At 52.9% G+C, this 26202-nt stretch carries 25 protein-coding genes; 14 read left to right on the forward strand and 11 right to left on the reverse strand.

The features are described from left to right. Window position 1: 1 nt before the first annotated feature. The 4 genes from purE (at window position 2) to GZZ87_RS04360 (ending at window position 4662) form a co-directional block, all read left to right on the forward strand. The gene (purE, locus tag GZZ87_RS04345; protein ID WP_162026254.1) at window positions 2-505 is read left to right on the forward strand and encodes a 5-(carboxyamino)imidazole ribonucleotide mutase; all 504 of its coding nucleotides are present in this window, start codon (window positions 2-4) and stop codon (window positions 503-505) included. Window positions 506-604: 99 nt separating this feature from the next. Further along, the gene (locus tag GZZ87_RS04350; protein WP_162026253.1) at window positions 605-1747 is read left to right on the forward strand and encodes a 5-(carboxyamino)imidazole ribonucleotide synthase; all 1143 of its coding nucleotides are present in this window, start codon (window positions 605-607) and stop codon (window positions 1745-1747) included. 263 nt (window positions 1748-2010) lie between these two features. Then, entirely contained in the window at window positions 2011-3501 is a 1491-nt protein-coding gene (gene trpE, locus GZZ87_RS04355) for an anthranilate synthase component I (protein WP_162026252.1), read from the forward strand. 135 nt (window positions 3502-3636) lie between these two features. Further along, window positions 3637-4662, forward strand: coding sequence for a sigma-70 family RNA polymerase sigma factor (locus GZZ87_RS04360; protein ID WP_162026251.1), 1026 nt, complete (start codon window positions 3637-3639; stop codon window positions 4660-4662). Window positions 4663-4794: 132 nt separating this feature from the next. Here GZZ87_RS04360 and lnt read toward each other — a convergent pair whose 3' ends face one another. Continuing rightward, the gene (lnt, locus tag GZZ87_RS04365; RefSeq protein WP_162026250.1) at window positions 4795-6426 is read right to left on the reverse strand and encodes an apolipoprotein N-acyltransferase; all 1632 of its coding nucleotides are present in this window, start codon (window positions 6424-6426) and stop codon (window positions 4795-4797) included. Between the two features lie 165 nt (window positions 6427-6591). On the opposite strand from lnt, the gene GZZ87_RS04370 reads away from it, so the two are divergent. Next, on the forward strand, window positions 6592-7089 hold the full coding sequence (locus GZZ87_RS04370; RefSeq protein ID WP_162026249.1) for a hypothetical protein: 498 nt from the start codon (window positions 6592-6594) through the stop codon (window positions 7087-7089). A gap of 499 nt (window positions 7090-7588) precedes the next feature. On the opposite strand, the gene secA is transcribed toward GZZ87_RS04370, so the two are convergent. Beyond that, window positions 7589-10615, reverse strand: coding sequence for a preprotein translocase subunit SecA (gene secA, locus GZZ87_RS04375; protein WP_162026248.1), 3027 nt, complete (start codon window positions 10613-10615; stop codon window positions 7589-7591). Window positions 10616-10855: 240 nt separating this feature from the next. Here secA and GZZ87_RS04380 point away from each other — a divergent pair, with 240 nt between their 5' ends. Together GZZ87_RS04380 and GZZ87_RS04385 are read left to right on the forward strand one after the other, a co-directional pair. Next, window positions 10856-12175 carry a DUF2157 domain-containing protein gene (locus GZZ87_RS04380; protein ID WP_162026247.1) on the forward strand — a complete coding sequence of 440 codons (1320 nt, stop codon included), beginning with the start codon at window positions 10856-10858 and terminating at the stop codon, window positions 12173-12175. After that, entirely contained in the window at window positions 12172-12771 is a 600-nt protein-coding gene (locus tag GZZ87_RS04385) for a GDYXXLXY domain-containing protein (protein WP_162026246.1), read from the forward strand. The genes GZZ87_RS04380 and GZZ87_RS04385 overlap by 4 nt, the downstream gene beginning before the upstream one ends. A 325-nt stretch (window positions 12772-13096) precedes the next feature. On the opposite strand, the gene GZZ87_RS04390 is transcribed toward GZZ87_RS04385, so the two are convergent. The 5 genes from GZZ87_RS04390 to GZZ87_RS04410 form a co-directional block, all read right to left on the reverse strand. After that, window positions 13097-13393 (reverse strand): hypothetical protein, encoded by a 297-nt coding sequence (locus GZZ87_RS04390; RefSeq protein WP_162026245.1) that lies wholly within the window; start codon window positions 13391-13393, stop codon window positions 13097-13099. A 29-nt stretch (window positions 13394-13422) separates the two neighbouring features. Continuing rightward, window positions 13423-14304: an SPFH domain-containing protein gene (locus GZZ87_RS04395; RefSeq protein WP_162026244.1), complete on the reverse strand. Its 882-nt coding sequence runs from the start codon at window positions 14302-14304 to the stop codon at window positions 13423-13425. 4 nt (window positions 14305-14308) lie between these two features. Further along, window positions 14309-15274: an SPFH domain-containing protein gene (locus tag GZZ87_RS04400; protein WP_162026243.1), complete on the reverse strand. Its 966-nt coding sequence runs from the start codon at window positions 15272-15274 to the stop codon at window positions 14309-14311. A 110-nt stretch (window positions 15275-15384) separates the two neighbouring features. Next, window positions 15385-15579, reverse strand: coding sequence for a hypothetical protein (locus GZZ87_RS04405; RefSeq protein ID WP_162026242.1), 195 nt, complete (start codon window positions 15577-15579; stop codon window positions 15385-15387). A gap of 108 nt (window positions 15580-15687) precedes the next feature. Then, a complete protein-coding gene (locus GZZ87_RS04410) occupies window positions 15688-15966 on the reverse strand; it encodes a Smr/MutS family protein (protein ID WP_162026241.1) in 279 nt (92 codons plus the stop codon). 218 nt (window positions 15967-16184) lie between these two features. Between GZZ87_RS04410 and GZZ87_RS04415 the strand changes: the two genes are divergently transcribed. The 3 genes from GZZ87_RS04415 to GZZ87_RS04425 all read left to right on the forward strand — a co-directional run bounded on the left by GZZ87_RS04415 (window position 16185) and on the right by GZZ87_RS04425 (window position 18480). Then, entirely contained in the window at window positions 16185-16454 is a 270-nt protein-coding gene (locus tag GZZ87_RS04415; RefSeq protein WP_162026240.1) for a hypothetical protein, read from the forward strand. A gap of 246 nt (window positions 16455-16700) precedes the next feature. After that, complete coding sequence (locus GZZ87_RS04420) at window positions 16701-16964, forward strand: hypothetical protein (RefSeq protein WP_162026325.1); 264 nt, start codon at window positions 16701-16703, stop codon at window positions 16962-16964. Between the two features lie 58 nt (window positions 16965-17022). Continuing rightward, complete coding sequence (locus GZZ87_RS04425) at window positions 17023-18480, forward strand: DUF1566 domain-containing protein (protein WP_162026239.1); 1458 nt, start codon at window positions 17023-17025, stop codon at window positions 18478-18480. 31 nt (window positions 18481-18511) lie between these two features. On the opposite strand, the gene GZZ87_RS04430 is transcribed toward GZZ87_RS04425, so the two are convergent. From GZZ87_RS04430 to GZZ87_RS04440, 3 genes are all read right to left on the reverse strand, one after another. Next, window positions 18512-19597 (reverse strand): Fic/DOC family N-terminal domain-containing protein, encoded by a 1086-nt coding sequence (locus GZZ87_RS04430; protein WP_162026238.1) that lies wholly within the window; start codon window positions 19595-19597, stop codon window positions 18512-18514. A gap of 209 nt (window positions 19598-19806) precedes the next feature. Further along, window positions 19807-21129, reverse strand: coding sequence for a DNA recombination protein RmuC (gene rmuC / locus GZZ87_RS04435; RefSeq protein WP_162026237.1), 1323 nt, complete (start codon window positions 21127-21129; stop codon window positions 19807-19809). Window positions 21130-21209: 80 nt separating this feature from the next. Beyond that, window positions 21210-21362, reverse strand: a complete 153-nt coding sequence (locus GZZ87_RS04440; protein WP_162051176.1) for a hypothetical protein — start codon at window positions 21360-21362, stop codon at window positions 21210-21212. A 137-nt stretch (window positions 21363-21499) separates the two neighbouring features. Here GZZ87_RS04440 and GZZ87_RS04445 point away from each other — a divergent pair, with 137 nt between their 5' ends. The 4 genes from GZZ87_RS04445 to GZZ87_RS04460 all read left to right on the forward strand — a co-directional run bounded on the left by GZZ87_RS04445 (window position 21500) and on the right by GZZ87_RS04460 (window position 25701). Beyond that, the gene (locus GZZ87_RS04445) at window positions 21500-22078 is read left to right on the forward strand and encodes a heme-binding protein (RefSeq protein WP_162026235.1); all 579 of its coding nucleotides are present in this window, start codon (window positions 21500-21502) and stop codon (window positions 22076-22078) included. Between the two features lie 53 nt (window positions 22079-22131). Beyond that, the gene (locus GZZ87_RS04450; RefSeq protein ID WP_162026234.1) at window positions 22132-22632 is read left to right on the forward strand and encodes a DUF5069 domain-containing protein; all 501 of its coding nucleotides are present in this window, start codon (window positions 22132-22134) and stop codon (window positions 22630-22632) included. Between the two features lie 598 nt (window positions 22633-23230). Next, window positions 23231-23623, forward strand: coding sequence for a hypothetical protein (locus GZZ87_RS04455; protein ID WP_162026233.1), 393 nt, complete (start codon window positions 23231-23233; stop codon window positions 23621-23623). 56 nt (window positions 23624-23679) lie between these two features. Continuing rightward, complete coding sequence (locus tag GZZ87_RS04460; protein ID WP_162026232.1) at window positions 23680-25701, forward strand: TonB-dependent receptor; 2022 nt, start codon at window positions 23680-23682, stop codon at window positions 25699-25701. A gap of 168 nt (window positions 25702-25869) precedes the next feature. On the opposite strand, the gene GZZ87_RS04465 is transcribed toward GZZ87_RS04460, so the two are convergent. Continuing rightward, on the reverse strand, window positions 25870-26187 hold the full coding sequence (locus GZZ87_RS04465) for a phosphotyrosine protein phosphatase (protein ID WP_162026324.1): 318 nt from the start codon (window positions 26185-26187) through the stop codon (window positions 25870-25872). Window positions 26188-26202 lie beyond the last annotated feature (15 nt).

Below are 26202 nucleotides of genomic sequence, written 5' to 3' on the forward strand. Positions count from 1 at the left end.
CATGGAAGCAAATGCGAACAACGCCGTCGTCGGAATCATCATGGGCAGTCACTCAGACTGGTCCACTATGGGTGAGGCTGCCGCCCTACTCAAACAGCTCGAAATTCCTTTCGAAACCAAAATCGTCAGCGCGCACCGCACACCAGGGCTGCTCTACTCCTACGCAGAAACCGCAGAGGCGCGCGGTATTCAAATCATCATCGCAGGTGCAGGCGGCGCAGCGCATCTTCCTGGTATGACTGCGGCCATGACCCACCTGCCCGTGCTCGGCGTGCCGGTGCAATCCAAAGCGCTCAGCGGCCAAGACTCCCTCCTTTCCATCGTGCAAATGCCAGCGGGCATCCCTGTGATGACCCTCGCCATCGGCGTCGCAGGTGCGAAAAACGCGGCACTCTCGGCCGCATCTATCCTTTCGCTCAACGACGCGGACGTCCGCGATCGCCTCAAAGCCTTCCGCGAAAACCAAACCAACACCGTGCTCTCCATGGAGCTCCCAGAAGCTTAATTCAACTTTCCTACGGAAGTGACGGCCTTCGCGTCGTCCGCAACAAACCCGTTACGATGAAACGGACGAGGCAGAGCTCGTCCCTCCTAATTTTTCAAAATGATCACTCCAGGTAGCACTATTGGTATTCTAGGCGGCGGCCAACTCGGCCGTATGCTCATTCTCGCAGGCCGTGCGCTCGGCTATCGCTTCCACGTGTTCGAGCCATCCGGCCCATGCCCGGCTGGCCATGTAGCTGACAAAGAGGTGAATGCGCCCTACTCCGACGAAGCCGCGCTGCGTGCCTTTGCTGAAGGCGTCGACGTCATCACGCTAGAATTCGAAAACATCCCCGCCGAGGTGCTCGACATGCTCAGCGCCATCAAGCCCGTGCTCCCTGGCCGTCAAGTGCTGCACATTTGCCAACACCGTCAGCGCGAAAAGGACTTTCTCAAAGAAAGCGGCTTACCCTGTGTGCCCTTTGAGTATGCCGACTCCGCCGAAAGCCTGAAAGTCGCAATCGACGCCATCGGCTTCCCATGTGTGATCAAAACCGCAGCCTTCGGCTACGACGGCAAGGGGCAGATAAAGCTCAACAACGCCAGCGAAGCCGAAGACACTGAATATCTTTGGAATTTCCTCGAGCGCCCACCACGTGTCGTCGTAGAGAAATGGATCCATCACATCGGTGAGTTCTCCGTGATCTGCGCCCGTCAGGCAGACGGCACTAAAAGCACCTTCCCGATGTCCGAGAACGTGCATGTGAACCATATTTTACACGCGTCTATCGTGCCTGCACGCATCACTGATGCCACCCGCCAAGCGGGTAAAGCCCTCGCTTGCGAAATTGCAGACAAACTCGACGTCGTCGGATTGATCGCAGTGGAGCTCTTTCTACACGAAGACGGCCACCTGATCATCAACGAGATGGCACCACGCCCGCACAATTCTGGACACTACACCATCGACGGCTGCCTGACCTCTCAATTCGAGCAACACATCCGCGCCGTCACCGACCTACCTTTCGGCTCGACCGAGCTACACAACGCCACGGTGATGATCAATCTCCTCGGCGACGTATGGAACAACGGCGAGCCTGATTGGGCAGGACTGCTCAGCGACCCACGAGTGAAACTACACCTTTACGACAAAGGCGAACCACGCCCTGGCCGCAAGATGGGACACTTCACCATCGTCGGCAGCGAGGTCGAAGCGGTCTTAGCCGACGCTGAGGCACACTTTGCGCGCCTTACAGGCGCTTGAACGTCGAACGCTCAACTTCGAACGTTGAACTTCGAATGTTCAGAGCATCATCAAGGACCGGCTGCTTTCCTGACCTGAGCGCGCCGAAGCGTAGCTGCCGCCGAGACTAAGAGCCCTGATCGAACGTAAGGCAGCTAACGACAGCCGGTCCCAAGCAGAGCAAAGCCCATTCAAAAATCCGCACTTCCAAAAGTTAGTCACTGAAAATTTATTCGACGTTCAGCGTTCGAAGTTCAACGTTCGGCGTTCAACGTTTTCCTATCATGAATATCCAACCTTCCAGATCCGTATTCGAAGCCCTCGCTAAGCAAGGAAACACCGTGCCGGTGTATCTTGACCTGACCGCAGACTGCGAGACGCCCTTGGGAGCGTATTCAAAGATCCGCGAAGACGGCCCGGCTTTTTTATTCGAATCCATCGTCGGTGGTGAGCGCATCAGCCGCTTCTCCTTTCTTGGTAGCAATCCGCGCAAAGTCATTCGCGTGTTTGAGGACGAAGTCACCATCACCCACAAAAGCGGCCAAGTCGAAACCCTCCCGACTCCGGAAGATCCACTTAAGATCATCGAAGCCGAGATGGCACGCTATGAGCCAGTGCGCCTGCCCGGAATGCCACCGTTTACCGGTGGAGCCGTCGGATTTGTCGGCCATGAGTATGTCCACTACGTCGAGCCGACGATTCCGAAGCCGGAAGAAAATCCGCTCGAAGTGCCGATCCTTTACTACCTGATCACCGACTCAGTCGTCATCTTCGACCACGTGCGCCAAGTGCTGCGTGTCTGTGTCAATGCCCACATCGAAGGTGATGCCGGTGCTGCTTATGACCAAGCTGTCGCAGAAATTGTGAATATCTGTGAACAACTCGAAAAGCCCCAACCGCTGAGCCACCGCGAGCTCTCAGAACCGGGCGAAATCACCGTGCCTGATGGCAACTTCACAAAAGACCGATTTGAGGCTGCAGTGGACAGCGTCAAAGAATACGTTCGCTCCGGAGATGTCATCCAAACCGTTCTATCTCAAAGATTTAAGAAGGCTTTCAAACCAAGCCCCGTCGACCTCTACCGGGCCCTCCGCACAGTGAACCCTTCTCCCTATATGTTTTTAATGGAAGATCCCGATTTTGCAGTGGTCGGTGCTTCCCCAGAGGTGCATGTTCGCCTCACTGAAGATAAGGTAGAAATCCGCCCGATCGCAGGCACAAGACACCGTGGAAAAGATGAAGCGGAAGATCTAGCGTTAGAAAAAGACCTCCTCGACGACGAAAAGGAACGCGCTGAACACCTGATGTTGGTCGATTTAGCGCGAAATGACATTGGACGCGTCTGTGAATACGGCTCCATCCACGTTCCGGATTACATGACGATCGAACGTTATTCACACGTTATGCACATCGTCTCACAGGTGGTGGGAACTATAGCGAAAGATAAGACTGCATACGATCTCATGCGCGCCACATTTCCAGCAGGCACTCTCAGCGGGGCGCCAAAGGTCAGAGCGCTGCAAATCATCGCCGAACTCGAACAAAGCCAGCGCGGCGTCTATGGCGGTGCACTTGGTTATTTCGGCTACGAAGGTAATCACGACTCCTGCATCGGCATCCGCACCGCCGTGATTAAGGATGGTAACATCTACATCCAGTCTGGCGCTGGGATTGTCGCCGATTCAGTTCCAGAAAGCGAGTTCATGGAGACTGTGAACAAGGCGAAAGGCATGTTGAAAGCCGTCAAAGTAGCCGAAGAGATGCAAAATAATTAGAATAATTGTAATTATTTTGTAAGGCAGTCCGGATAAAACCGATCTTTCTGTTGTAAACGGGGAATAACTCACCCGAGCTCGGCTCTTAACAAAGTCGCGCAGACAGAAATATTAACCTATCCTAACTACCCTACTATGCACAAGAAACTGGTAAAATCGAGCTCTCGTAACCGTTTAACTCAAACCAGCTCACGAGTCCCAAGGGCTCAAACAGAGGAAGTAGAAGCAGTTACCGATGTGCGCGCACTGCCTTCCAATGATCGAAACGTCATGCGCACTTACATGCAGGAGATCGGCAAAACACCGCTCCTGACTGCGAAAGAAGAAGTCACTCTTGCTGGTCGCATTCAAAAAGGCGACAAATCTGCCCGCGATCACATGATCTCGGCAAACCTACGACTCGTCGTAAAAATCGCCCACGACTACAATAATTTTGGCCTGCCACTGCTCGATTTAATCAGCGAAGGCAACATCGGCTTGATCAAGGCAGTCGAACGCTTTGACCCTGCAAAGGGAGGCAAACTCAGCACTTACGCCGCATGGTGGATCAAACAGTCCATCAAACGCGCCCTCGCGAATCAAAGTAAGACCATCCGCCTGCCGGTGCACTTGGTCGACAAGATCGCTAAAATGCGCCGCATCACCGCAGCCTTAGCAGACGAACTCGACCGCGAGCCCTCAGACGAAGAGATCGGCTACGAAATGGGCATGCCAGTCAACAAAGTGGCACACCTGAAGTCAGTCAGCGTCCGCCCCTCCTCGCTCGATGCACCCGTCGGCGAAGACGGCGATACCAGCTTCGGCGAACTCGTAGGCGACGAAAACCAGACGACTCCGCTGGAAAACCTCCAGCAGAAGTCCATTCACAACGACATTCAATCCGTCATCAGCCTACTCGATAAGCGCGAAGGTGAAATCATCCGCCTGCGCTTCGGCCTTGATGGCAACCTCCCGCTCACCCTCGAAGAAGTGGGTGAGGTATTCGACATCACTCGCGAGCGCGTGCGCCAGATTCAGACAATCGCCATCCACAAGATGCGTCGCATCATGACGGAGAATGAACGTCAACGCAGTAAAACTGAAGTGCATCAAGAGCACATCCAGCAAAAGCGTATGGAAGTCCTACAGGAGTTCTTCGCCGAGCAAGCCGCAAGCAACTAGTTTTTTTCAGTTAGGTAAGTTGTTGTTAAATGAAGCCTCTCGGTCCTTTTTCAGCCGAGGGGCTTTTTTGTGGGCGCATGAGCCGAACTTCCGGCGGCAGCTTATCCCAGTGCTAGTAAAGGATCGGCTGCTTTAGCTGCCGTTTTTCTTAAGCAACAATCCAAGCGCCATCGCAGCCAAGACAAATCCACCGCTCAGCGCGACAAACCAATCGCCATGTCGCGTGTAGAAGCTCTGCTGCCGCATCCACTGCTCGTAGTGCACCACTGTATAAGCGCCGCCGCCGCGAAAATAGACGCTATTATTCTCATCAACCAGCACATCGCGGATCGTGCCGAAACAGTCAATCCAACCACTCCAGCCTCCATTGCCACAACGCATCACTGGTCGACGATTCTCCACCGCGCGCAATACAGAGTGCGCCGCATGTTGAGGCGCCCCCCCCTCTTCACCATACCACGCATTATTCGTTGCAACGAAAAATACCTGCGCGCCCGCTTGCGCACTTTCCCGAGCCAACGAAGGAAATACATCTTCATAGCAGACTAATGAGCCTATCTTGACTGTATTCTCACCAAAAGTCATCTCGATCAGCCCAGGCTCAGTGCCTGGCACAAAGCTGCCACCGACTGGCACCACCTTTTGGATAAAGCTCAAATACGACGGCACAAACTCACCAAATGGCACCAGTTCACGCTTCACGTAAAATACATCTGAGAGTCCCGTCTCTGGCTCGACCAAAAACGCCCCATTATACCAGAGCTCGGTCTCGCGATCGACCGCCAGATTCCCCATCAAAATCGGCTTATCTATATCATTTACCAGCGCTTCGACACGCCGTTGTAGGTGAGCATTCCCCATGACTGGCCACGGTGTCGCCGCCTCTGGCCACAGCACTAGATCACTCTCAAGGCTGGCAACAAATTGAGTCTGCCGCTCCAGAATCTCCAGATTCTCAACCTCTCGATCCTCATCCCACTTTAGCTCTGGCGTAATATAAGGCTGCACCACTGCGGCGGTGAATAAAGTAACATCAGAGCCCCGCTGCGGCAGCGACTTGAGAAACACAAAGATACACAAACCCAGCAGCGCCATCGCCACATACAAATCCAGACTAAACCAGCCCGACCACAGCTTACGCTTCTTAACCACCACCCGATTGCGCAAGGTCTGAGCGATGCAGAAATTGAAATAGACTAGCAAAAACGATAGACCATATGCTCCCGTCCATGCTGCGATCTGCAGCACCACCGGACGCTCCCACTGACTGAGCGACAGCGGCGCCCACGGAAATCCCCACAAAAGCCACGTGCGTGACCACTCCAGCACGACCCAAGCGCCCGCCATCCCAGCAAATGCCAAAGCTCGAACCAGGAACGAACGGTCAGCAATCAACGGCAATAGCCAGTGCACCAGCAAGACCCATAGTGTGAAAATAGCAGCAAGAATCGCAGAAAGCCCCACGGTGCCAAAGAACGTAACATGACGCAGCCAAACCAAGATCGCGAACCAAGCCACCCAGCCAGTGCCCATCGCCACCACCACGCACAACCGCCGTGAAGGGTGCGTGTAGAGCCACAAGATCAGCGGGATAAACGCGATATACGCCGCCTCCGCGAATTCAAACGGTGGTATTGAGAGCACCCATAGCACAACGGATAGCAAGCCGGCCAATAGGCCCCAAAGTGGTGAACGCTGAACGACAGGGATCTCATCCAATTCCTCAACGGGGGATTCATCGGTTTGCTCTGGAAATTTAATCATACGGTCTAACCTCAATTATGCGTAACGCCTTGATTGAGCAGGATTCTAAATCTGCCCGAGATGACAACACTCATAAAAAATCACTGTTAGAAAATTGTTTTCAATTCATGCATTCTACGCATCGTTGCAGCTTCATACACTCAACCTCCCCACCCAAAAAAACTCATGATGCGTTTCGTCTCACTCATTCTCTTCTTAGCCACTGCCGCGCTCTGCTTTTTTGCCGGCTATAAATTAGGCAAGGAGTCTCAACCTTCAGCACCTGCAGTGAGCGAAGCCATTGCAGAAGAAGCACCGATCGCCACTCTCTCCGATACCACTAACCCGCCACAAGTCATCGTAGAGCAAGCGCCACAGCCAGAATCAATCGAAGACCCGCTCGCACTGCGCGCGAAGGAGACCGTCCAAACATTTTTCGACAACAATGACCGTAAGCTCGTGGCCGAAGTCCTAGAGGTAAAGGCAGATTCACTAAAAGTCCGGCGCCAAGCAGACGGCGTAGAGCTCAACGTGCCCGTCAGTATGCTCTCGGCAGAGGATCAAGCCTTTGCCGCCTACCTCTATGAGCAGCAGCCAGCTATTAGTGCACCAGCACCAAGCAAAGCGCCTGGAAAAACCAGCGGCTCAATGGAAGACATGGTCTGGGATGAGCTCTTTAAGTAGACTGCACCTGCTCGGGTAGAAGCGCCTTCTAGGCGCTTGCGCAACATCGCTCAAAGCGGCGATACTGCCGCGCATGATAAATTGTGATTGGTGAAATTGAAGAATCTAGCGTAGGGGTGCTGCTTGCCGTTTCGACAGGCTCAAGGCCCAGAGCTTGTCGAAGGGCGGCACCCGCGAAGGCAGCTAAAGTTTTACAACTTCCTATGTGTGTGGCCTTTGCGCGGTCTTCGCAAGCAAAGCCCCTACAGCAAGATAGCGAAATAGCATGAAGGCGCTTTTCACAAATCATGCTGCGCGTGAGTATAGAAGCCGCTTCTACGGCACAACACAGGCTCTCTTCGAGAAGCCCGTGCCACAACACAGTTGGGCTTCGTTCCATCTCAGTGATTCACTGCCCAACGAGTCCGCTCCCGGTCTTCGACGATGAGCCCAAAAAAAGCCACCAAGGTGAAATCACCTCGGTGGCTTTTTGATAAAACAATACGAATACTTCGTGCGCTTACTTCTGCACGAGATCCCAACCGTCGTTGAGGATCATCGCCTCGGCCTTCTTGAATTTCAGCTCCTTCGTCTCGCCGTTCTTACGGATAGTGACGGTGTCATTACGACCAAGCTTTGGCAATTCACGGCGAACCGGCTGCACCTTGGGCAGCTCGACTTGCTTACGCGGCGCGGGTTGAGCGGGTTGAGCGGCCTGTGCTTGTGCAGCAGCGCCTGCGAGTGCACCAACCTGCGGTTGCCCGGTTCCTGGACCCGCGACTTGAGCGGTTTGCGACATACGAGCGAGCATGTTTTGGAACGCATCTTGATTGGTCGCAGTGCGGAACACGGCATTACAAATCTCAGTGCGGACATTATTCATCAACTCTTCGAAGAAGCCATACGCCTCGCTCTTGTATTCGCTTAGCGGATCTTTCTGACCGTAGCTGCGAAGGTTCACACTACGGCGAAGCTCTTCCATCTCGGTCAAGTGATCTTGCCAACGGCGATCCAGCGAACGAATCACAATGTAACGTTCCAGTCCAACAAGCGCTTCCTTCGACTCAAACTCTTCACGTTGCTTATATGCATCTTGGATGCGCTCCAGAATAAATGCCTGCTGCGCTTCTGAGTCCTTGTCCACGATTTCTTCGGCCTTCAATGCGACAGGGAAGTAAGCATTCAACCAAGTCAGGAAGTTCTCAACTGCCTCACCATCCTTATCCCCATCGATCCCTTCTAAGCGAATATCGAGCTCCTCTTCGATCATTTCATAAATGATGTCACGCGGTGTGTCCGACTGAATCGCTTCGTTACGGATACCGTAAATCACTTCACGCTGTGTGTTGAGCACATCGTCGAATTGTAGCAAACGCTTACGCATCGAGAAGTTCTGCTGCTCCACCTTCTTCTGCGCATTCTCAATCGACCAGTTCAAAGCCGGATGCTCCAGCTCTTCGCCTTCGCTCATTGACTTCTCAAGGATACGGGAAATCGGTCCAGCATTTGCAAACAAACGCATGAGATCATCCTCCAGCGACACGAAGCATTTCGACATACCTGGATCACCCTGACGCGCGCAACGGCCACGTAGCTGACGGTCAATACGGCGTGATTCGTGACGCTCGGTGCCAACGACGAACAAGCCGCCAAGCTCCGGCACACCTTCAGCCAGTTTAATATCGGTGCCGCGCCCCGCCATATTTGTAGCGATCGTCACGCCGCCTTTACGACCAGCGTTCGCGACAATCTCAGCCTCCTGCGCGTGAAACTTTGCATTCAACACACTGTGCCCGATGTTTGATCGCTTCAACATACGGCTCAATACTTCAGAGGCTTCAACCGATGCGGTGCCCACAAGGACGGGTTGCCCTTTCTTGTGCGCTGCTTCGACCTCTTTAATTACTGCATTAAACTTCTCACGACGTGTCTTAAAGATCACGTCGTTCATATCGATGCGGATACACGGCTTGTTAGTTGGGATAACCATCACCTTAAGCCCATAAATTTCGTGAAACTCGGAAGCTTCAGTTTCCGCGGTGCCAGTCATACCAGACAACTTCTCATACATACGGAAGTAATTCTGAATTGTGACGGTCGCGTAAGTCTTTGTCTCCTTCTCGATCGTGCAATTTTCCTTCGACTCGATCGCTTGGTGCAGACCATCCGACCAGCGGCGACCTGGCATCACACGGCCTGTGTTTTGGTCGACGATGTTTACCTTACCCTCTTGCACGACGTATTCCTTGTCGCGGTCATAGAGACTGTAAGCACGAAGCAACTGGCTGATGCAATGGATACGCTCGCTAGTTTGCTGGAAGACGGTCTCCGCGGCCAGCTTGGCCTCATGCTTCACCTCTGGTGTCGCCAACTTTTCGTTCTTATCGATTTCGATAAACATCTCTGGAAGATCCGGGAGCATAAAGGCATCTGGATCGTCCGGGCTCATGAGCATACGGCCATTCTCGGTAAGGTCGGCCTGCTGATTCTTCTCGTCGATCACGTAGAAGAGCGCTTCCTTCAGGGCGTAGCGCTCCTTCTTATTGAAATCGCTATTCATCTCGAGGTCGAACTTGTCGATCGCGCGGCGGATCGCGGGCACCTCGTTAAGACGGTGAAACTGCTTGTTCTTCGGCATGCCAAGCTTCACTTGAAAGAGCTTCGCGGTGGCTGCATACTTCGCATCTGCGTCCGCACCTTCGGTTTCGAGGGTCTCTTTTGCTTCGGCGACCAGTTGGTTACAGAACGCCTGCTGCTTCGCGACTAGTTGCTGAATGGTCGGCTTAATTTCACCAAATGGTAGTGGATTATCATCCTGCATCGGCCCGGAAATGATCAACGGCGTGCGAGCTTCATCGACGAGAATCGAGTCAACTTCGTCAATAATACAGAAATAGTGATCACGTTGCACCTGATCTTCCTTGTTGCTGGTCATACCATTGTCACGTAGGTAATCGAAGCCAAACTCCGAGGCGGTGCCATAGGTAATATTGCAGTCATACATCTCGCGACGAACCTGCGGCGGCTGACTATTCTGAATACAACCGACCGTTAACCCCAGCATGCGGAAGAGATGGCCCATCCACTCGGAGTCACGACGAGCAAGGTAGTCATTGACCGTCACCAACTGACAGTTGCGACCTGTGAGTGCATTGAGATACAATGGGCAGGTCGAAACGAGCGTCTTACCCTCACCCGTCGCCATTTCCGCAATATGCTTCTCGTGAATCGCGATGCCGCCAATAAACTGCACATCGTAGTGCACCATATTCCAAGGCAACATGTGATCACACACGTCAAACTCTTTACCAGACATACGGCGCGCCGCATTTTTCACTGTAGCAAAGGCTTCAGGCAACAAATCATCGAGCGACTCACCATCTTGGTGGCGCTTCATGAACTCTGCAGTCTTAGCGCGCAGCTGCTCTTCCGTAAGCGACTGGTATTCAACTTCAAATGCGTTAATACGTTCAATAATTGGCTGACACTTTTTAAGGAACTTCTTATAGTGACGTCCGGAGAACTTTTTGAGAATGGCTGAGATCATGAGATCTAATTATATACGGTTACTGAATGAAAATTTTGGCGACAACAGCTCACAGAGGACACCGAAACCGCGAAAAAGGTCAGAAAATGGTGAAACTCCTGCCCGCTGGCAAGTGTGTTTCCTGCACTATATACACAGGGCCACAAATGTATGAGGGTGAGCAGGCTGAGTCGATCCAGGTCAGAATTGAACGTTGCATAAATTACGTAATGCTAGACAGTCATTGCAGTTACCGCCTCTATGCGAAAAATCCCGTCAAAGTATCGACAATGGCTACTCCAAGAGCTTCCCGCGCTGGAGGACGAAGGCATTCTCTCTACAGACGCACGGCAGCGGCTCGAGAACTACTACAGCACACAGCTCGAAATCCGCACGCACTGGGCAACCATCGCCTTCGCTGTGCTCGGGGCGCTACTGATCGGCGGTGGCATTATTCTACTCTTCGCGCACAACTGGGAGGCTCTATCTCGCCCCACCCGAGCCGTGCTCTCGTTCTGCCCGCTCATCATCGGGGCAGCGCTCAGCGCGCTCGCGCTCCGACGCGGTGGCACTGGGCTACGCGAATCCGCAGGCATCTTTCATAGCTTAGCCGTCGGAGCCTGCATCGCACTGATCGGGCAAACGTATCACCTGCCGAGCAACACTCCGGGGTTTCTACTTGTCTGGGCACTGCTAGTGATGCCACTCATGTTCCTATTGCCCTCCACCGGCGCGTATTTGTTTTATATCGCGCTGATTTGCAGCTGGAGCGGCGTAGCTCAGGACGAATACGGGCACGCTGTCGGATTTTGGCTGCTACTCATTCCTGCGCTGGTGCATGTCGTCCGACTCATTCGCCAACAAGCCCACGACGGTCTGCTCTCACTCTGGGGCTTGATACTCATGCTGCCGATTGCACTAGGAATCGTCCTCGAACGCACCATTCCAGGCATGTGGATCGTAGCTTACGCGTTCTTCCTCAGCCTGTCAGGGCTGCTTGGCCTGCGACTTTTCCCGAGCGAATCTGGCTGGCGCAATCCATTGCTCACCGTCGGACTCGCGGGCATTACCGTGCTGACCTACATCTTCACCTGGCATGACGTCTGGCATGACATCGGTTGGCACTATACGCGCCATTACAGGGGCCACCAAGAGTGGGGCATCTGGTGCGACTCGGCCCTAGTCCTAGGGCTAGCAATCGCATGGGGACTCACCGCAGTCAAAGCCCTCCGCCGCGACTCGTTGCCCATCATAATTCTGTGCTCCTTCCCGCTATTTGCACTAGCTAGCTTCGCCCTCGCAGCATTCAGCGAAGCCGAGCTAATCAACGCCCTGCTCTTCAACGCCTACATGCTGGCACTCGGCCTCGCTTACCTCGTGCAAGGCTGCCGCCACACGCAACTGCGCCTCGTCAACTACGGCATGGCCGTGCTCGGGCTACTACTCATTACACGCTTTTTCGATAGCGACTTCGGCTTTCTCGCCCGCGGCATCGCCTTCATCCTCATGGGCAGCGCCTTCCTCGCCACGAATCTCGTCATGGCTCGCAAAAAGCAGCAACTGAAGGGCACACACCCATGAAGCTTAGAGTCATACTCCTCGGCCTGTTGATTCTGGCTCAGATCGCGGTGCCGTTTCGTATGATTCAGCAACGCGAGACCGTGCTACGCGAAGGTGAACTTTTCCGCTTCAAAACCGAACCCATCGACCCCGCCGATCCGTTTCAAGGTCGCTACGTGTGGTTGGGCATCGAACAAGACTATGTGCGACTAACAGAACAAGAGGCCGACGCGATTGACTACAAAACCCATGGTTATGCGACGGTCAGCATCGACGACCAAGGCTTTGCACAATTCAGCCACTGGTCCGACGACAAACCAAGCGACACCGAAGCCTACCTAAACACCCGCGCGCTTGGGCGATCCATCCGTTGGGAAGAACTAGACGATGATCCAGATAACGAGCGCAAGCGCATCTATAAAGGCCTACGCATCGACATCCCCTTCACACGCTTCTACATGGACGAGGCCAAAGCACCCCGCGCCGAGCGCATCGCCCGCGATGCCTCACGAGCCGACACCTGCTGGGTCGCAGTCCGTATCCTCAACGGCCAAGCCGTGATCGAAGACGTCCTGATCGAAGGCCAGTCGATACGGGATCTAGCGACAGTCGAATAACGTCAAAGCGACTCAGCCCGGTAGTGAGAGCTCGAAAGGGCTTGAGCATGCTAACTACTTGGGTTTTAGCTGCGATGAAATTGGACCTCTCTCGGATTACTTGGATTGACCAGAAGAGAGCAAGAAGCGATGCTGTTACCGTCCTCCAAAATGAATTCTCGTTTCCATCCTTCGCCTTTATTCTCAGGCCAAGTGATTTCTGGAGTGCATTGTATTTCCTCTCCATCGATCTCAAATTTACATAGAGCTCGAAGAGCCCATAAATGAGCGTTTTGAGGCGTTCGCCCAAGTTTAGTTTCGTGATCAATACATGTGGCTTCCACAGTTACCCAACCTTTTTTTTTATTTTGCTGTGCAAAATCGATCCCAATGCCGCCATTATAAACCCGACCACGCATGCTGATAATGGAGTCGTAAAATCAGACACTGATCCTCTTTTAATCATAATGTATCCAAAACCACCGATGAAAAGAAACATGCCAATAAGTGAGATTACTCCCGCTGGATTGTCTATTCCATTGACCATTGGTTTATTCTCTTCCGCATGTGAGATGAAGTTGATTCGCCAGTTCCGATTACTTGACCAGTCTTGAACCTCACGCAGTTTGCTCTGAATGTTCATTTTTTTAATTCGCACGCAAAAACAGGAACTCACACATTCACCAAAATTCCAGAACCGCCGCGCGGCTCGCCCGTGTTCAGGGTTATCTTGCCCTTGCTCTTCAAAGTCGCCTGCAGATCTAACAGCTCAAACAGCACCTCAGCGACTTCCTGATTCTGACGAATTTCAGACAAAGCTTCGCCGACAATCTGCGGGCGCACTGCTTGCGCTTTACCTAAGCGGCGCGAGGCCTCCTTTTCGGCATTCGACCGAATAATGGCGACACGATTCTCCCCTTCTTGGCGCATGGAAGCCGTCACCTGTCGTAGTCGATTCACGACCTTGCGCTCAATCTCCTTAATCATGCCCTCGTCGCGAAACGCCACTTTACGAATATAAGTCGAACCCAACGTAAAGCCCCATTGCTGCGAGGTCGGTGAGACTTCTGCCCGCACTTTACGTGAAAGCGCATCGCGATCTTCCAATAGAACATCGAGGTTCAAGTTCGACAGCTGCTTGATCACTGCGGTCGACACATTGGCTGAAAGCGAACGCACCGGCTCCGAATTTTCAAACAGATAGGCCGTCGGATTACTCACGTAACATTCATACCAGATACCAACGCCCATCGGTGCGCCCTCCTCGGAGTTCACCAATTGATTACGTAAATAATACTGATGAATGCTAGTTGAAACGGTATAGACCTTGCCGAAATACGGCACCAACAAGCTGCGTGGCCCGAACTTTCGAATTGGAAAGTTCACACCGGCTTCTTCCATCGTGCCGATGACTTTCCCAAACAAAGTATACACCAATACCGTCTTCTCTGGGACGATTCGCCACAACTGCAACCCTCCCCCAATTCGATAGACAGAAGGCACTGCAATCAGCGCAATGAAGAAACCGGCAATAAGATAAGCAATAATTTCCATCAGATTATGAGTTGGTTGAATTTAATGTGACAATGGTTTGGGACGCCTTTTCGCGTAGCGGTAAGGACGCATTTCTGAGATACGAATCGAGTGCCTCGCGACCCCCGTTCGCATACATGCCTGTCAGTGTTTCTGACAATTCCAGCAATGGCGCGGCTTCGGCATTCGCCTGATTTTCAGCAATCTGCACTGCCTGCTCTGCCATCTTGAGCGTCTGATCCGCCTCCGCTTTTGCCTGAGAAATTTCGGCTGCCACGTTGTTGCTCGTCGTGTTGATCGAAGCCAATGCTTCATCCACCTCCGATGGCGGATCAATCGTGGTAATTAATGCCGCATCCAGCTCAATCCCATAACGCACTGCAGTTTTCACGCAGCTTTCCTCCATGTATTGGTTGATGCTCGATAGGTTCTTACGCAGATCATTGATCGAAATCCCCTCAGCCACTTCAACGCCCACAGCGATTTCACTCTCGTTGCTAAAGGTCGCAATACGATCTCTCAGCACCGAAATAAAGTAGCCCATAATATGCGCCCGTGGAGCGCGCACCCCAAAGACATACGCATATAAATTACGCTCACAGGGGCGCCAACGAATCTGCCCAGAGATTTCAACCGTTAGATTGTCCTTGGTCACCGAATCAATCGCATCCTGATCAATATCTGGATCCCAAATGATGTCCGTGGTTTGAATCGTCATGTCGACCTTCGTCAGCTTTTGCCAAGGCCATTTAAAATAGGGCCCACCCGGCTTGATCACACGCACAACCGGCCAATCATAGCGTTTCTTCTCCTCCTCAGTCAGTAACGGCCCTAACTCAGGATCATCACCGATCCGCTCATTGCCGATGCGCTGTGCACGCCCAAAAGACGTCAACACAGCACGCTCAGTCGGACCGACCGTATATACGCCCAAGGCCAGCACTAAAGCCGCCGCGAGCGCAATTCCTACCACTATCATCACAATTTCCATAAAAAGTCCTAGGGTTAAGGTTCAGCCAGCACCCTGACAACAAATACAATAATGTCAAAACAAACGTTAAATTGAACATACAAAAAGGCAGCACAGCCACAGCGCATTCGTCACTCAGAATCGAGATCGATCGACTCCGTGCCACCGCGAACAAGCGTCTCGACGATAGAAAGCGGCAAGTAAACCACTTCCACATATCCATTCATTTGGTTCTTCAGCTGCCCTCTTGCATTCGTCCGAATATCAAACCCACGATCAACCTCCCTGACGCGCAATCGTTCTTCTTTCAAAAGATACTCTGTCATCACAAGGCACTTTCGCTCTCTGACAATCCCGTATCCTAAGACATAACAGGCAGCCACTAAGCACGAAATCGCGATGAGCCTCTTTTTCATATCAAAGAAAACAGAGCCTCACTTCAGCCAAGCAATCGTCGCGCCCCAGCCGCCCTCATTACCGCCAGCAAGTTCGAAGCGCTCCACTCGCGGATCGCGCTCCAAGAGCTTATGCACCGTCGTGCGTAAAGTGCCAATGCCCTTACCATGAATGATGCGCACACGCTTAAACCCTTTCTCCAGAGCCAGCTCAATGTAGTCCGGCACCAAGTCTCCCACATCCGAAGGGCGGAAAGTATGCAAATCGAGCTCATCATTGATCTCGAATTCAACTGGATCTGGTTCGTTGTTGGGCACGCAATCAGTCCAGTTTGAGCCGAGTATAAGTCAAGCCACGAACTAGACTTACAATGATCGGCTCTCCCCCAAGCCTGCGTGCTCATTACGCACGATGTGAATCATTACAAAAGGTTCATTTTACCACCTACTCTGCTGTCATCTTCATATGCATAATTGAATACATCAACATGCATGCCTAGCAGCAAAACGTTACTAAAATAAAACCCAATAATCCAATGGTCATTCCCCCGAGCAGCACCCGCGTCCTCTTACTTTATGATGAACTCGAATCCGGTGTCTATGCCACCGAGTTCTTCGACCACATTACGCAAATTATACACCAGGAAATTCCACTAAAATTCGATATATGGAATTTCGAATCCATTCACCTCAAAATGTTAAGCGATTCTGTATATCATTCTGCTCTCGGTGCAGACATCATCGCTTTCGCCATCAAGGAGGGGCACCCCATCGCAGACTGGATACTAGAATGGTGCCACACCTAGCTGCCACTAAAGGAAGCCCATTCCTGCGCCGTTGTCGGCATACTCGTCAACGAGAATGACTGGCCAACGATCACCGCCGACAGCTCGAACCTAAAGCAACTGCGTGATCTCGCGGAAGACGCTCAACTCGACTTCTTCACTCACAAAACATTCCTCACCGATCCAATCGCGATCTAGAGCCACGAACGCCATCGTTCAAGCGCCCCAGCTGCACCCCCAAAAACAGTGAATCAAAAAGAGATCATCATGACAAAACGAATACTCATCCTCCCCCTACTCGCCTTGCTCACGCTCTCTGCCTGTAAAGGCACGAAGCCATCAAAGGGGCGCGGTAAAGGCAAGCACCTCACTGCTGCAGAATTTATGACGACACTAGACAAAGACGGAGATGGTCGTGTCTCCAAAGAAGAGTTCGACGGACCAGACCAACATTTCGCTCAGAGCGATACTAACCAGGACGGCTACATCAGCGTCGACGAAGTCCCTTCTGGCCCACCACCACGCAGATAAGATCGGCGTCGCACTCCGCCATCACCCCCCAACCACAACCTAGACACCGGATAAAAATATGAGACAGAAAACAGCATTAAGCACCTCAGCCAAGAATGACTCACAGAAACCCTTTGCAGCGAGAGCTTGGATCGTAACAGGCATCGCCTGCGCAAGCCTTACTTCAGCTACCTACGCAGAACTGACTTACCCGATTGTCGACACGAACCAAGGTCTCACCTACGACAACATTCAACGAATGAGGCCACCCGCCGAAGAGGAAGCGTTCTATGGCCAGGATGCCCAATACACTGGCAACCTACCAAGTTACACCGACAACCGTGACGGCACGATCACGGACAACGTCACTGGCCTCACATGGGCTCGAGACTTATCCACTTCCGACCATTCGTGGTCAGATGCCGCGACCTACTGCGAAGATCTAGAACTTGGCGGCTATGATGACTGGCGCTTGCCAACCGTTAAAGAATTATGGTCGATTCGTGATTTTTCACAAGGTTGGCCCTGGGTCGACACACACTACTTTAAGTTGGTAGGCAATGGTTCCGACAAACGTCAGCACCACTCATGGACGAGCAACCGCTATCTAGTCGAAAGCGAATATCAGAACCAGCAGATCCAAGGCGATCCATCTTTTATCGTGAACGATTGGACCGGCCATATCAAAGCGATGGATGGCAACCGATTCGTGCGTGCGGTTCGCGGCAATACATCTTACGGCATCAACGACTTCGTCGACAACGGCGACCGCACGATAACCGATAACGCGACTGGCTTGATGTGGAGCCAGAATGACAATGGTGAAGCCATCAGCTGGGAGGCAGCACTGGCCTATGCCGAAGCAGCCACCACTGCGGATTACGATGACTGGCGTTTACCCAATGCTAAGGAATTACAAAGTATTGCCGATTACTCAGGCACCTTCCCCGCCATGGACACCACGATGTTTCAGCTAACTCAGCTCACCAATATAAGAGATCAAATAGATTATCCTTTTTACTGGTCGAGCACCTCCAACCCAATTGAAGGCAGTGATGGTGCCGTCGAGATCGGCTCCGTCTATGCGTGGGTTCTGGCGGCAGGCTACAACACTGACCCCGATGGCAACGACCTACATGGAGCAGGATCCGTCGTTTTTGTGCCGAAGTCAGAGGCGTATTTTACAGAGCGGGATCCCGAAATTCACCGCTACAACTATGTGCGCCTAGTGCGTGGCGGTTCTGTCACCGAAACGCCGGATGGTGATCCTAGCTGCATCGACCCACACCGTATCGTCGCGTTCAAGGACGGCGAAACGAGCAGGGGCGGCCCTGGCGGAGGCCGCGGCCCAAGACCCGACTTTGCCGCCGCCGCTGAAAAACTGGGCGTCACAGAAAACGCACTGATGATCGCTCTAGGATCCCCCGATCAAGGCCCACCCGATTTCGCACAAGCCGCAGCCACACTTGGCGTCACTGAAGCCGAGCTTTTAGAGGCTCTGGAAGTTTCAGAAGACGGGAAGCCGCCGAAAGGGTAAGGCTCCGACCAGCAAGGATCCGGGGGCCTAGTCATTTTGAATCCTTCAATAGCAGCTTTAAATAGGACTTATGGATGAACAACTTTTCTCTTCCAACTTTCTCCTCAGAGAGTAGCCCCACATCCACCAATTGCTTTAAATAAGTCGCAGCAGCCTGACGCTTTGCGACCCCCGCATTTACCAAATCGGCGATCCGACAATATGGCTGATGAAACAACACATCCAGCAATTCTGCCGAGTAAATTTTCGGCAACTCAGCCTTCAAACGCGCCTTCGTAAGCACACGCAAATCACGAATCGCACGAATCTTGCGATTCGTCCAAATCGCAGACTCTTCAACCACTTCCAGTATATAGATGATCCACGATTCCCAATCGTTTTGAAACGTCACACCACGCAGGTTTTCATAATACTCTGACTTTCGTCTCATAATACCACGGCTGTGATAAAGAATCGGAGTCGAAAGCAAACCTGCCTGCGCTAGATACAATAAATTGAGCACACGCCCCGTTCGACCATTGCCATCCGTAAACGGATGAATCGCTTCGAACTGATAGTGAGCCACCGCCATCACCACCAAAGGATCTAAATCTGTAGGCAGATTAACAAAATGCTCCCAATTGCTCAATTTATCTCGAATCACATCCTCACCCACTGGGGGTGTATAGACAATCGTGCCAGTCGCATCATTGCCGAGCGCCGTGCCCGGTAACTTACGCACCGCCATTTCCTTGCCTTTGATTACCGAGCAAACCAACTCAGCAGTTGCAGTGCACAGTGGTCGTGACGCCAAACTCTGAAATCCCTCGTATAAGGACTGACGATAATTTAGAGCCTCCTTCGTTGCAGAATCAGTCGCTTGCTCAAGCAAAGAACCACGAAACAATTGGTCCGTCGTCGTCACGATGTTCTCGATCTCAGAACTAGCTCGCGCCTCCAACAAAGGCATTATGTTGATCAACAAAGCCTTATTAGGCAAAAAGTCGCCAGCCTGCTCCAACTCAGCCAGCACAGCACGCGAACGTATACACTGCTTCAGCACACGCGTCGTTTCCAACTCCAGAGCGGGCGGAAGCGGCGGCAAATCATTAAAGGGAACATTAGGATCACAAGACATGATTATAAAATAGAATTACATCGACACGTCTAAAACATGTGTCGATGCAAACGACACGTCAACCCGATATGCTTATGTTTTACAGTTTCATAAACACATCAAACTAATCAGTCGCTGAAACAGTATATAAGTGACACAACAATATGGTTGTATTGTTGTTGAGAAGCGAGAGATGACGGGGATCAACGCTTCTCCCCATGATCCGTCCACTATTCGTCAACCGGTGCCACTTCCTTCGGCAACGCTGGCAACTTCTCGATACCTTTCACTTCCGGCAGTGCATCTGCCGACGCACTATCCAGCGCCTCAAACTTCTTCGCGGTCACCAACAGGCGACTTTCCACGGAGTTGACCGCCTTGTTGTAGTGGTCGACTGACTGCCCGAGGCTTTTACCTACCTTAGCAAAATGCCCCGCCACCACGCCGATGCGCTCATAGAGCTCTTTGCCGAGCGCAGCGATCTCCTTGGCCTCACGAGCCACGGCCTCTTGTTGCCAGCCGTAGGCGATGGCTTTGAGCAAGGCGATCAGTGTGGTCGGCGTCGCAAGGATCACCTTGTTCAACACGCCTAGTTCGATCAGCTGCGGGTCTTGCTCTAGAGCGGCGCTAAAGATCGTTTCGTTCGGAATAAACAGCACCACAAACTCGGGCGCGTTGTCGAACTGCGTCCAATACGACTTCGCCGACAGGCCTTTGATATGCTCACGAATGTGACGTGCGTGTGCCACCATTCGCTCTTTCTGAACATCCGGATCTTCCGATTGTAGCGCATCGAGATACGCAGCGAGCGGCACTTTCGAGTCCACCACCACTACGCGCTCGTTGGGCAAGCGAATCAGCATGTCAGGGCGTTGGCGTTGCCCCTCATCGGTCTCAACCGAGGCCTGCTCTTCAAAATCGCAATAGTTGATCATGCCCGCCATCTCGACCGTGCGGCGCAGCTGCATCTCCCCCCACTGCCCACGCACTTGCGGTGCACGCAAGGCCTGCACCAGACTGCCCGTCGTGCGGCTGAGTTGCACCTGCGACTCAGCCAAATGCTTGAGCTGCTGCTGCAAACTCGCATCCGTTTCGGTGCGACGCTGCTCGATCTTCGCCACCCGCTCATTAAATACTTTAAGCGCCTCGCCGACAGGCTCCACCGTTTTGTTGATCGCCTCCTGACGTTTCGCCAAATCACTCTTCGCGCCTTCCTGATATTTCTCAAGTGTGGTCTTAGCCAAATTCAGAAAGGATTCGTTGTTTTTAGAAAGCGCCTCCGAAGAGAGCGCCTTGAAACTATCTTGCAGATTCGCCTTCGCCTCTTCCAAAAGAGCCAGCTTTTCAGCCGCCGCCTTAAGTTCAGCGTCATACTGAGCCTCCGTTCGAGCAAGCGCTTCCCGAACGGACGAGCATTCCGCACGCAAAGCCTGTAACTCGTCCTGTGCGGCATCCGCGGCCGACTCCGAACGCTGAAAACCACTCCGCAACAATACAAATACTAGACCTGCGCCCACTAAAACTCCAACCACAAGTGCAACCATCAATTCCATGCCCACAAATTCACGCCAGTTCTGCCGCGCTGGCAACGGCGGAATGCACAGAAAGCCGTCCCGACTTCAACGCTGACAGTTCAGCCATACTGCCGCTCATCGAGAATTGTGATTTCTAGCTCAATCCATTGGGGAGGGACGAGCTCCGCCTCGTCTTGCGGTGTGCTGGTGCTTTGGTTGAGTGCTTTGGTTCTGTGCTGAGGCTCGGCTGACGGCAGCGTAGAACGCGGCAAACGCGGAGGCCGTCCCTCCCCGAGTAACCCCCACATACAACAGGTTCGTATGAGGCATGTCACTTTTCACAAAATATGATGCGCGCGACCGCCAAACCTCCCTGTAAGGTCAAAGCAGCAAACACAGATATTTTAGTATGAAAATACTCCTCGCTCTCTGCATCTGCCTACTACCACTCCACATTATGTCCGCCTACGAAAGCGCCTTCGACAAAACGCCTGTCGGCACCATCGAAGTCAAAACACTCCCTGCTGCTCGACTCATTGCCACGCACGGCGAAGGCAATTACTTCCAAGAAAACAACGGCCTGTTTCGCCCGCTCTTTCGCTATATTCAAGACAACGACATCGCGATGACGATCCCCGTCGAAGCCGAAATCGAGCCCGGCATTATGTATTTCTACCTCGGAGCAGACTACAATGACAGCGAACTCTCTGATACAGAGCGCGTGCAAGTCACCGAACTGCCCGAACGCACCGTGCTCAGCCTCGGAGTGCGCGGTAGTTACAGCGCAAAGAATTTCGAAGCAGCCAAAGCCGAATTACTCACGTGGCTATCCGAGCAAGACCAATGGATCGCAACAGGTGCTGCACGCGGGATCTACTGGAACGGCCCCTTTACCATAGGATTCCTGAAACGCGCCGAAGTGCACATTCCTGTTGAAGCGGCTAAAGTAACGAACACCACACCTAGCTCCGAGGAATCAGAACGATAAAAGTTCGATGTTCAGAGTTGGAAGTTTGAAGTTCGACGTTCAAGCTCCGCGCCATGACTGACCAAGATCTCGGACCCACAGGCGAAATTTGCTTCGACCTGCCCTCTCCTTTCGAAGCCCACCCCTGCGGGCTACTTCACTTGCCGCGCTTCATCGCCAAGTGCCGCAAACACCTCGCTGGCGAATTGCCAAAGTCCTATCAGAAAAACTTCTGCCGTGGCTTTGACCGCTTCCTTTCTATGCACCTCGGCATCGACCCGAAGCAAGTGCTTGCTGCCGTCGAAGCCGCTGGCGAGGACGAGATCGAACTCGACCGACTGCTCGGTGAATTCTTCCCCGAAAATCTCAACGCTGTGGAGTGGAACCGCGAAGTCACCCACAAGGGACAAACTGAAATGGGCCGCGAATTCTTAGCCGAATCGCTCACCAATATGGGACATCCCGAAATGATCGGCGTCGTCGACAGCGTCATGGACATGATCGACTTCGACGAAGGCCGCATTGCCGGCTTCTCTGATGAACGCCGTAAGGCGTGGGAAGCGGAGCAGGCGTAATAGCGGGAGGGACGATCCTCGTCCGCTCAGTGTGCAAGTGCTCATTATCGGTGCTAAGGCTCGGCTGACGGCAGCGTAGAACGCAGCAGGCAGCGGAGGCCATCCCTCCCAACTTAACACAGTAGTCGCGGCATCCTGCCGCGTTGCATACCCAAAGGCAAAACGGCTAGAAGCCGTAGCTACTGTCAGCCGTAGCGCGGTGCTTTAGCCCGCGTGCCGAGCCTCAGCAAAGAACTGCGGCTAAAGCACACAGCTACGGTCCGAAACCTTCAACTCATCGGCCTGATACCAACATGCGACTAAAACTGGTAAAAAGGTTTAACCGCAGAGATCGCTGAGTGCGCCGAGGAGATGGGGAGGGCTGCGTGAAATGCTCTGCGTCAGCTCTCAGCGTGCTCTGCGATCTCTAGCGTAGCGGGCGGTTAACAAATACAGCTGAAAAGTATTCACAGTCGTCTTCCCTTCGATGGCTACATACTACCAGAAAATGTCAAAGGATAGTATTACCCCACCCAATAAACACAGACACAACACTGCGACTCTAAGTTTTCCTTAGCAAACCCGTTGACAGAATCAATCGACTCCATACTCAAAAGTCGTGCGCACACACTTCCAGCAAAACAGACAAACCCCAGCAGGATACCGCTACCAAGCGATTTCAGCTGCGTTGGCGATGCTGGTATTGCTACTCTCATTCGCCAGTGCGAGCCCGACGTTGCACAGCTGGTTACACGCAGACGCCGGATGCGAACATCATCACGATGACCACGACCATGCCCCTGAGCATTCGAAGTCATCCGAAGAGTCCGGTGACCATTACTGCGCCGTTACGCTCCTCCACTCCGGAGCCACGCTTTCCATACCAGTCGAACTACCACAGCTCGGCGATTCACTGCTTGCCGTCCTATCGATCCATCAGGAATCCATCCGGTATGAGCACCCCAGCCTCCCTTACTCTGCACGAGGCCCCCCGACTCTAATCGTTGTTTAAAACCACTCTGTCACCGCTCGATGCGGTGACGCGTAACAACTTTTACAGTCCAATTAATGAATCACTTTTTTATCAAAAGTGGCGCTTTGCTATGCGCCACAACACTCTTTTACTCGGCGAACGCCGAAGACACTGAAACCACCTACGAACTCGAGGACTATGTCGTCTTCTCCGGTTCAAGTATCAATCCCCTCGAGGACTATGCGGCACCCGTTAGTGTAATCGATGAGCAAACACTGCAACGCGATACTGGCGGCACACTTGCCAGCGCACTCGATTGGCAACCCGGCGTCAGCACCAGCGCATTTAGCAGCGGTGCCAGCCGGCCCATCCTCCGCGGCTTTGACGGCCCGCGCGTGCGTATCCTCAACTCCGGCATCGAATCACTCGATGCCTCCAGCATTAGCCCCGACCACGGCACGACGATCGAGCCACTGCTCACCGACAGTGTCGAAATCCTACGCGGTCCCTCGACCTTACTTTATGGCAGCTCCGCGATTGGCGGCGCAGTCAACGTCATCGGTAAGGAGATGCCACGCGAGCGCTTAGATCCTGACAAGAACATCGAAGGAGCCGTCGAAGCGCGCCACAGCACCGTGTCCGACGGCGACACCTACCTAGGCTACGCCACCGTGGGTGAAGGCGACTGGGCGGTCTCAGTCACCGGTCTCAAGCGTAATGACGACGACTACGAGATCCCCAGCGATGCTCAGGAAGACGGCGAAGGCGACACACTCGACAACAGCTTTTTCGAATCCGAGTCTTATTCAATCGGCGGCAGCTGGTTCTTTGGTGAGACCAGCCGCATCGGCTTTGCCTATTCACACTACGACTCGAAGTATGGCGTGCCTGGGCACGAACACCATGACCACGGAGGAGGAGGACATCACGATGATGATGAGAACGTGCACATCGATCTCGACAGCGATCAATACGATATGGACTTTGAGGTCGCTGAGCCATTCGAAGGTATCGAGGCCCTTCGTGTGCGACTCGGTTACACCGATTATCAGCACAAAGAAATTGAAGGTTCAGAGGTCGGCACAAAATTCGAAAACGAAGGTTGGGAGCTCCGCACCGAAGCAGTGCATAGCCCATGGTCCATCATCGATGAAGGTATGATCGGTATTCAATTATCAGATACCGATTTTTCAGCGAAGGGCGAAGAAGCCTTCACGCCTCCAGCAACCACGAAGACACAGGCCCTCTTCTTCAGTGAGCACATTCATGGCGATGTCATGCGCTACGAATTTGGAGGCCGCGTTGAGCGCTCCGACATTACCGCGAAAGGCGTCCATGATGACTACGACGACCTCGCGCTCAGCGTAGCGATTGCAGCCACTTGGCAGATTAACCCGAGCAATGAACTCTCTTTGGTGTTACAACGCTCTCAGCGCAACCCGAACTCGACAGAGCTCTATGCCGACGGACCACACCTGGCCACTCAGCAATACGAAATCGGCGATACGGATCTTGAACAAGAGACCGCCTATGGAATCGACCTAACCTACTTAACGCGGCAAGATCGATGGAAGGCAGAGTTCTCGGTGTTCTACACCTACTTCGACGATTATATATTTGCGGAAGACCTCGGCTACGAGACCGATCACCTCGACACCTATCAATTCGTTGCCGTCGATGCACAATTCTACGGCTTTGAAACAAGCGTTGACACCACCCTATTTGAATCATCAGAGAGCTCCGTCGTGCTGAGCCTGATGAGTGATTACGTGCGCGCACTCAACGACGATGACGACGATGACCTACCACGCACCCCGCCACTACGTGTCGGCTCTAGACTAGGAATGACTCATGGACTATGGGATGCTGGCATCGAACTACGCTATGCCTTCAAGCAAAACAATGTCGCAGATAATGAAACCGAGACCGACGGCTACACCCAGCTCAACGTCGACCTCAGCCGCCGCGTCGAATTCAAAAACAACATCGCAGCCGTCTTCTTTGTCCGCGGAGAAAACCTGCTCGATGAAGAAATTCGCTACAGCACGTCCTACCTCAAAGACGAGGCACCACTGCCTGGGATCAACTTCACCATGGGCAGCCGCATCGAGTTCTAAGCTGAAACGTAGGAGCGAGGCTTCAGGATATTAATCATTCGCGTAGATTCGTGGGATTCGTAGTTAGAATACATCGGTTCGGTGCAGTTGCTCTGCATTTTTCAACTACGAATCGCGCGAATTTCCGCGAATAGAGGACGCGATTCGTGGATCATTTGATGATCTGGACTACAGAATCGGATCGATCGCATACTTCAGCTCCTCGACCAGTTCCGGATCCATAAACTTGTAGCGGTCTTCAATCTCGAGGACATGCACCTCGCAGCCACGCAACGCTTGCCGATACTCCGCGGCAAGTTGTTGCTTGTGCTTCGATTCCATCACGATCACCAGATCCGCCCACTGTAAATCCTTGAGCGAAACATGCCGACGTGCCTTTGAGCTCGTGCCAGCAGAGCGGACATTCATCAAAGGCACCTTACTGTAGAGCTTTTCCGCAGTCGGACTGCGCCACTGATTCATGGAGCAGACAAAGAGGACATTCATCGTTTCAGATTCCAT

The sequence above is a fragment of the Lentimonas sp. CC4 genome (assembly GCF_902728235.1).
Lineage (GTDB): Bacteria > Verrucomicrobiota > Verrucomicrobiia > Opitutales > Coraliomargaritaceae > Lentimonas.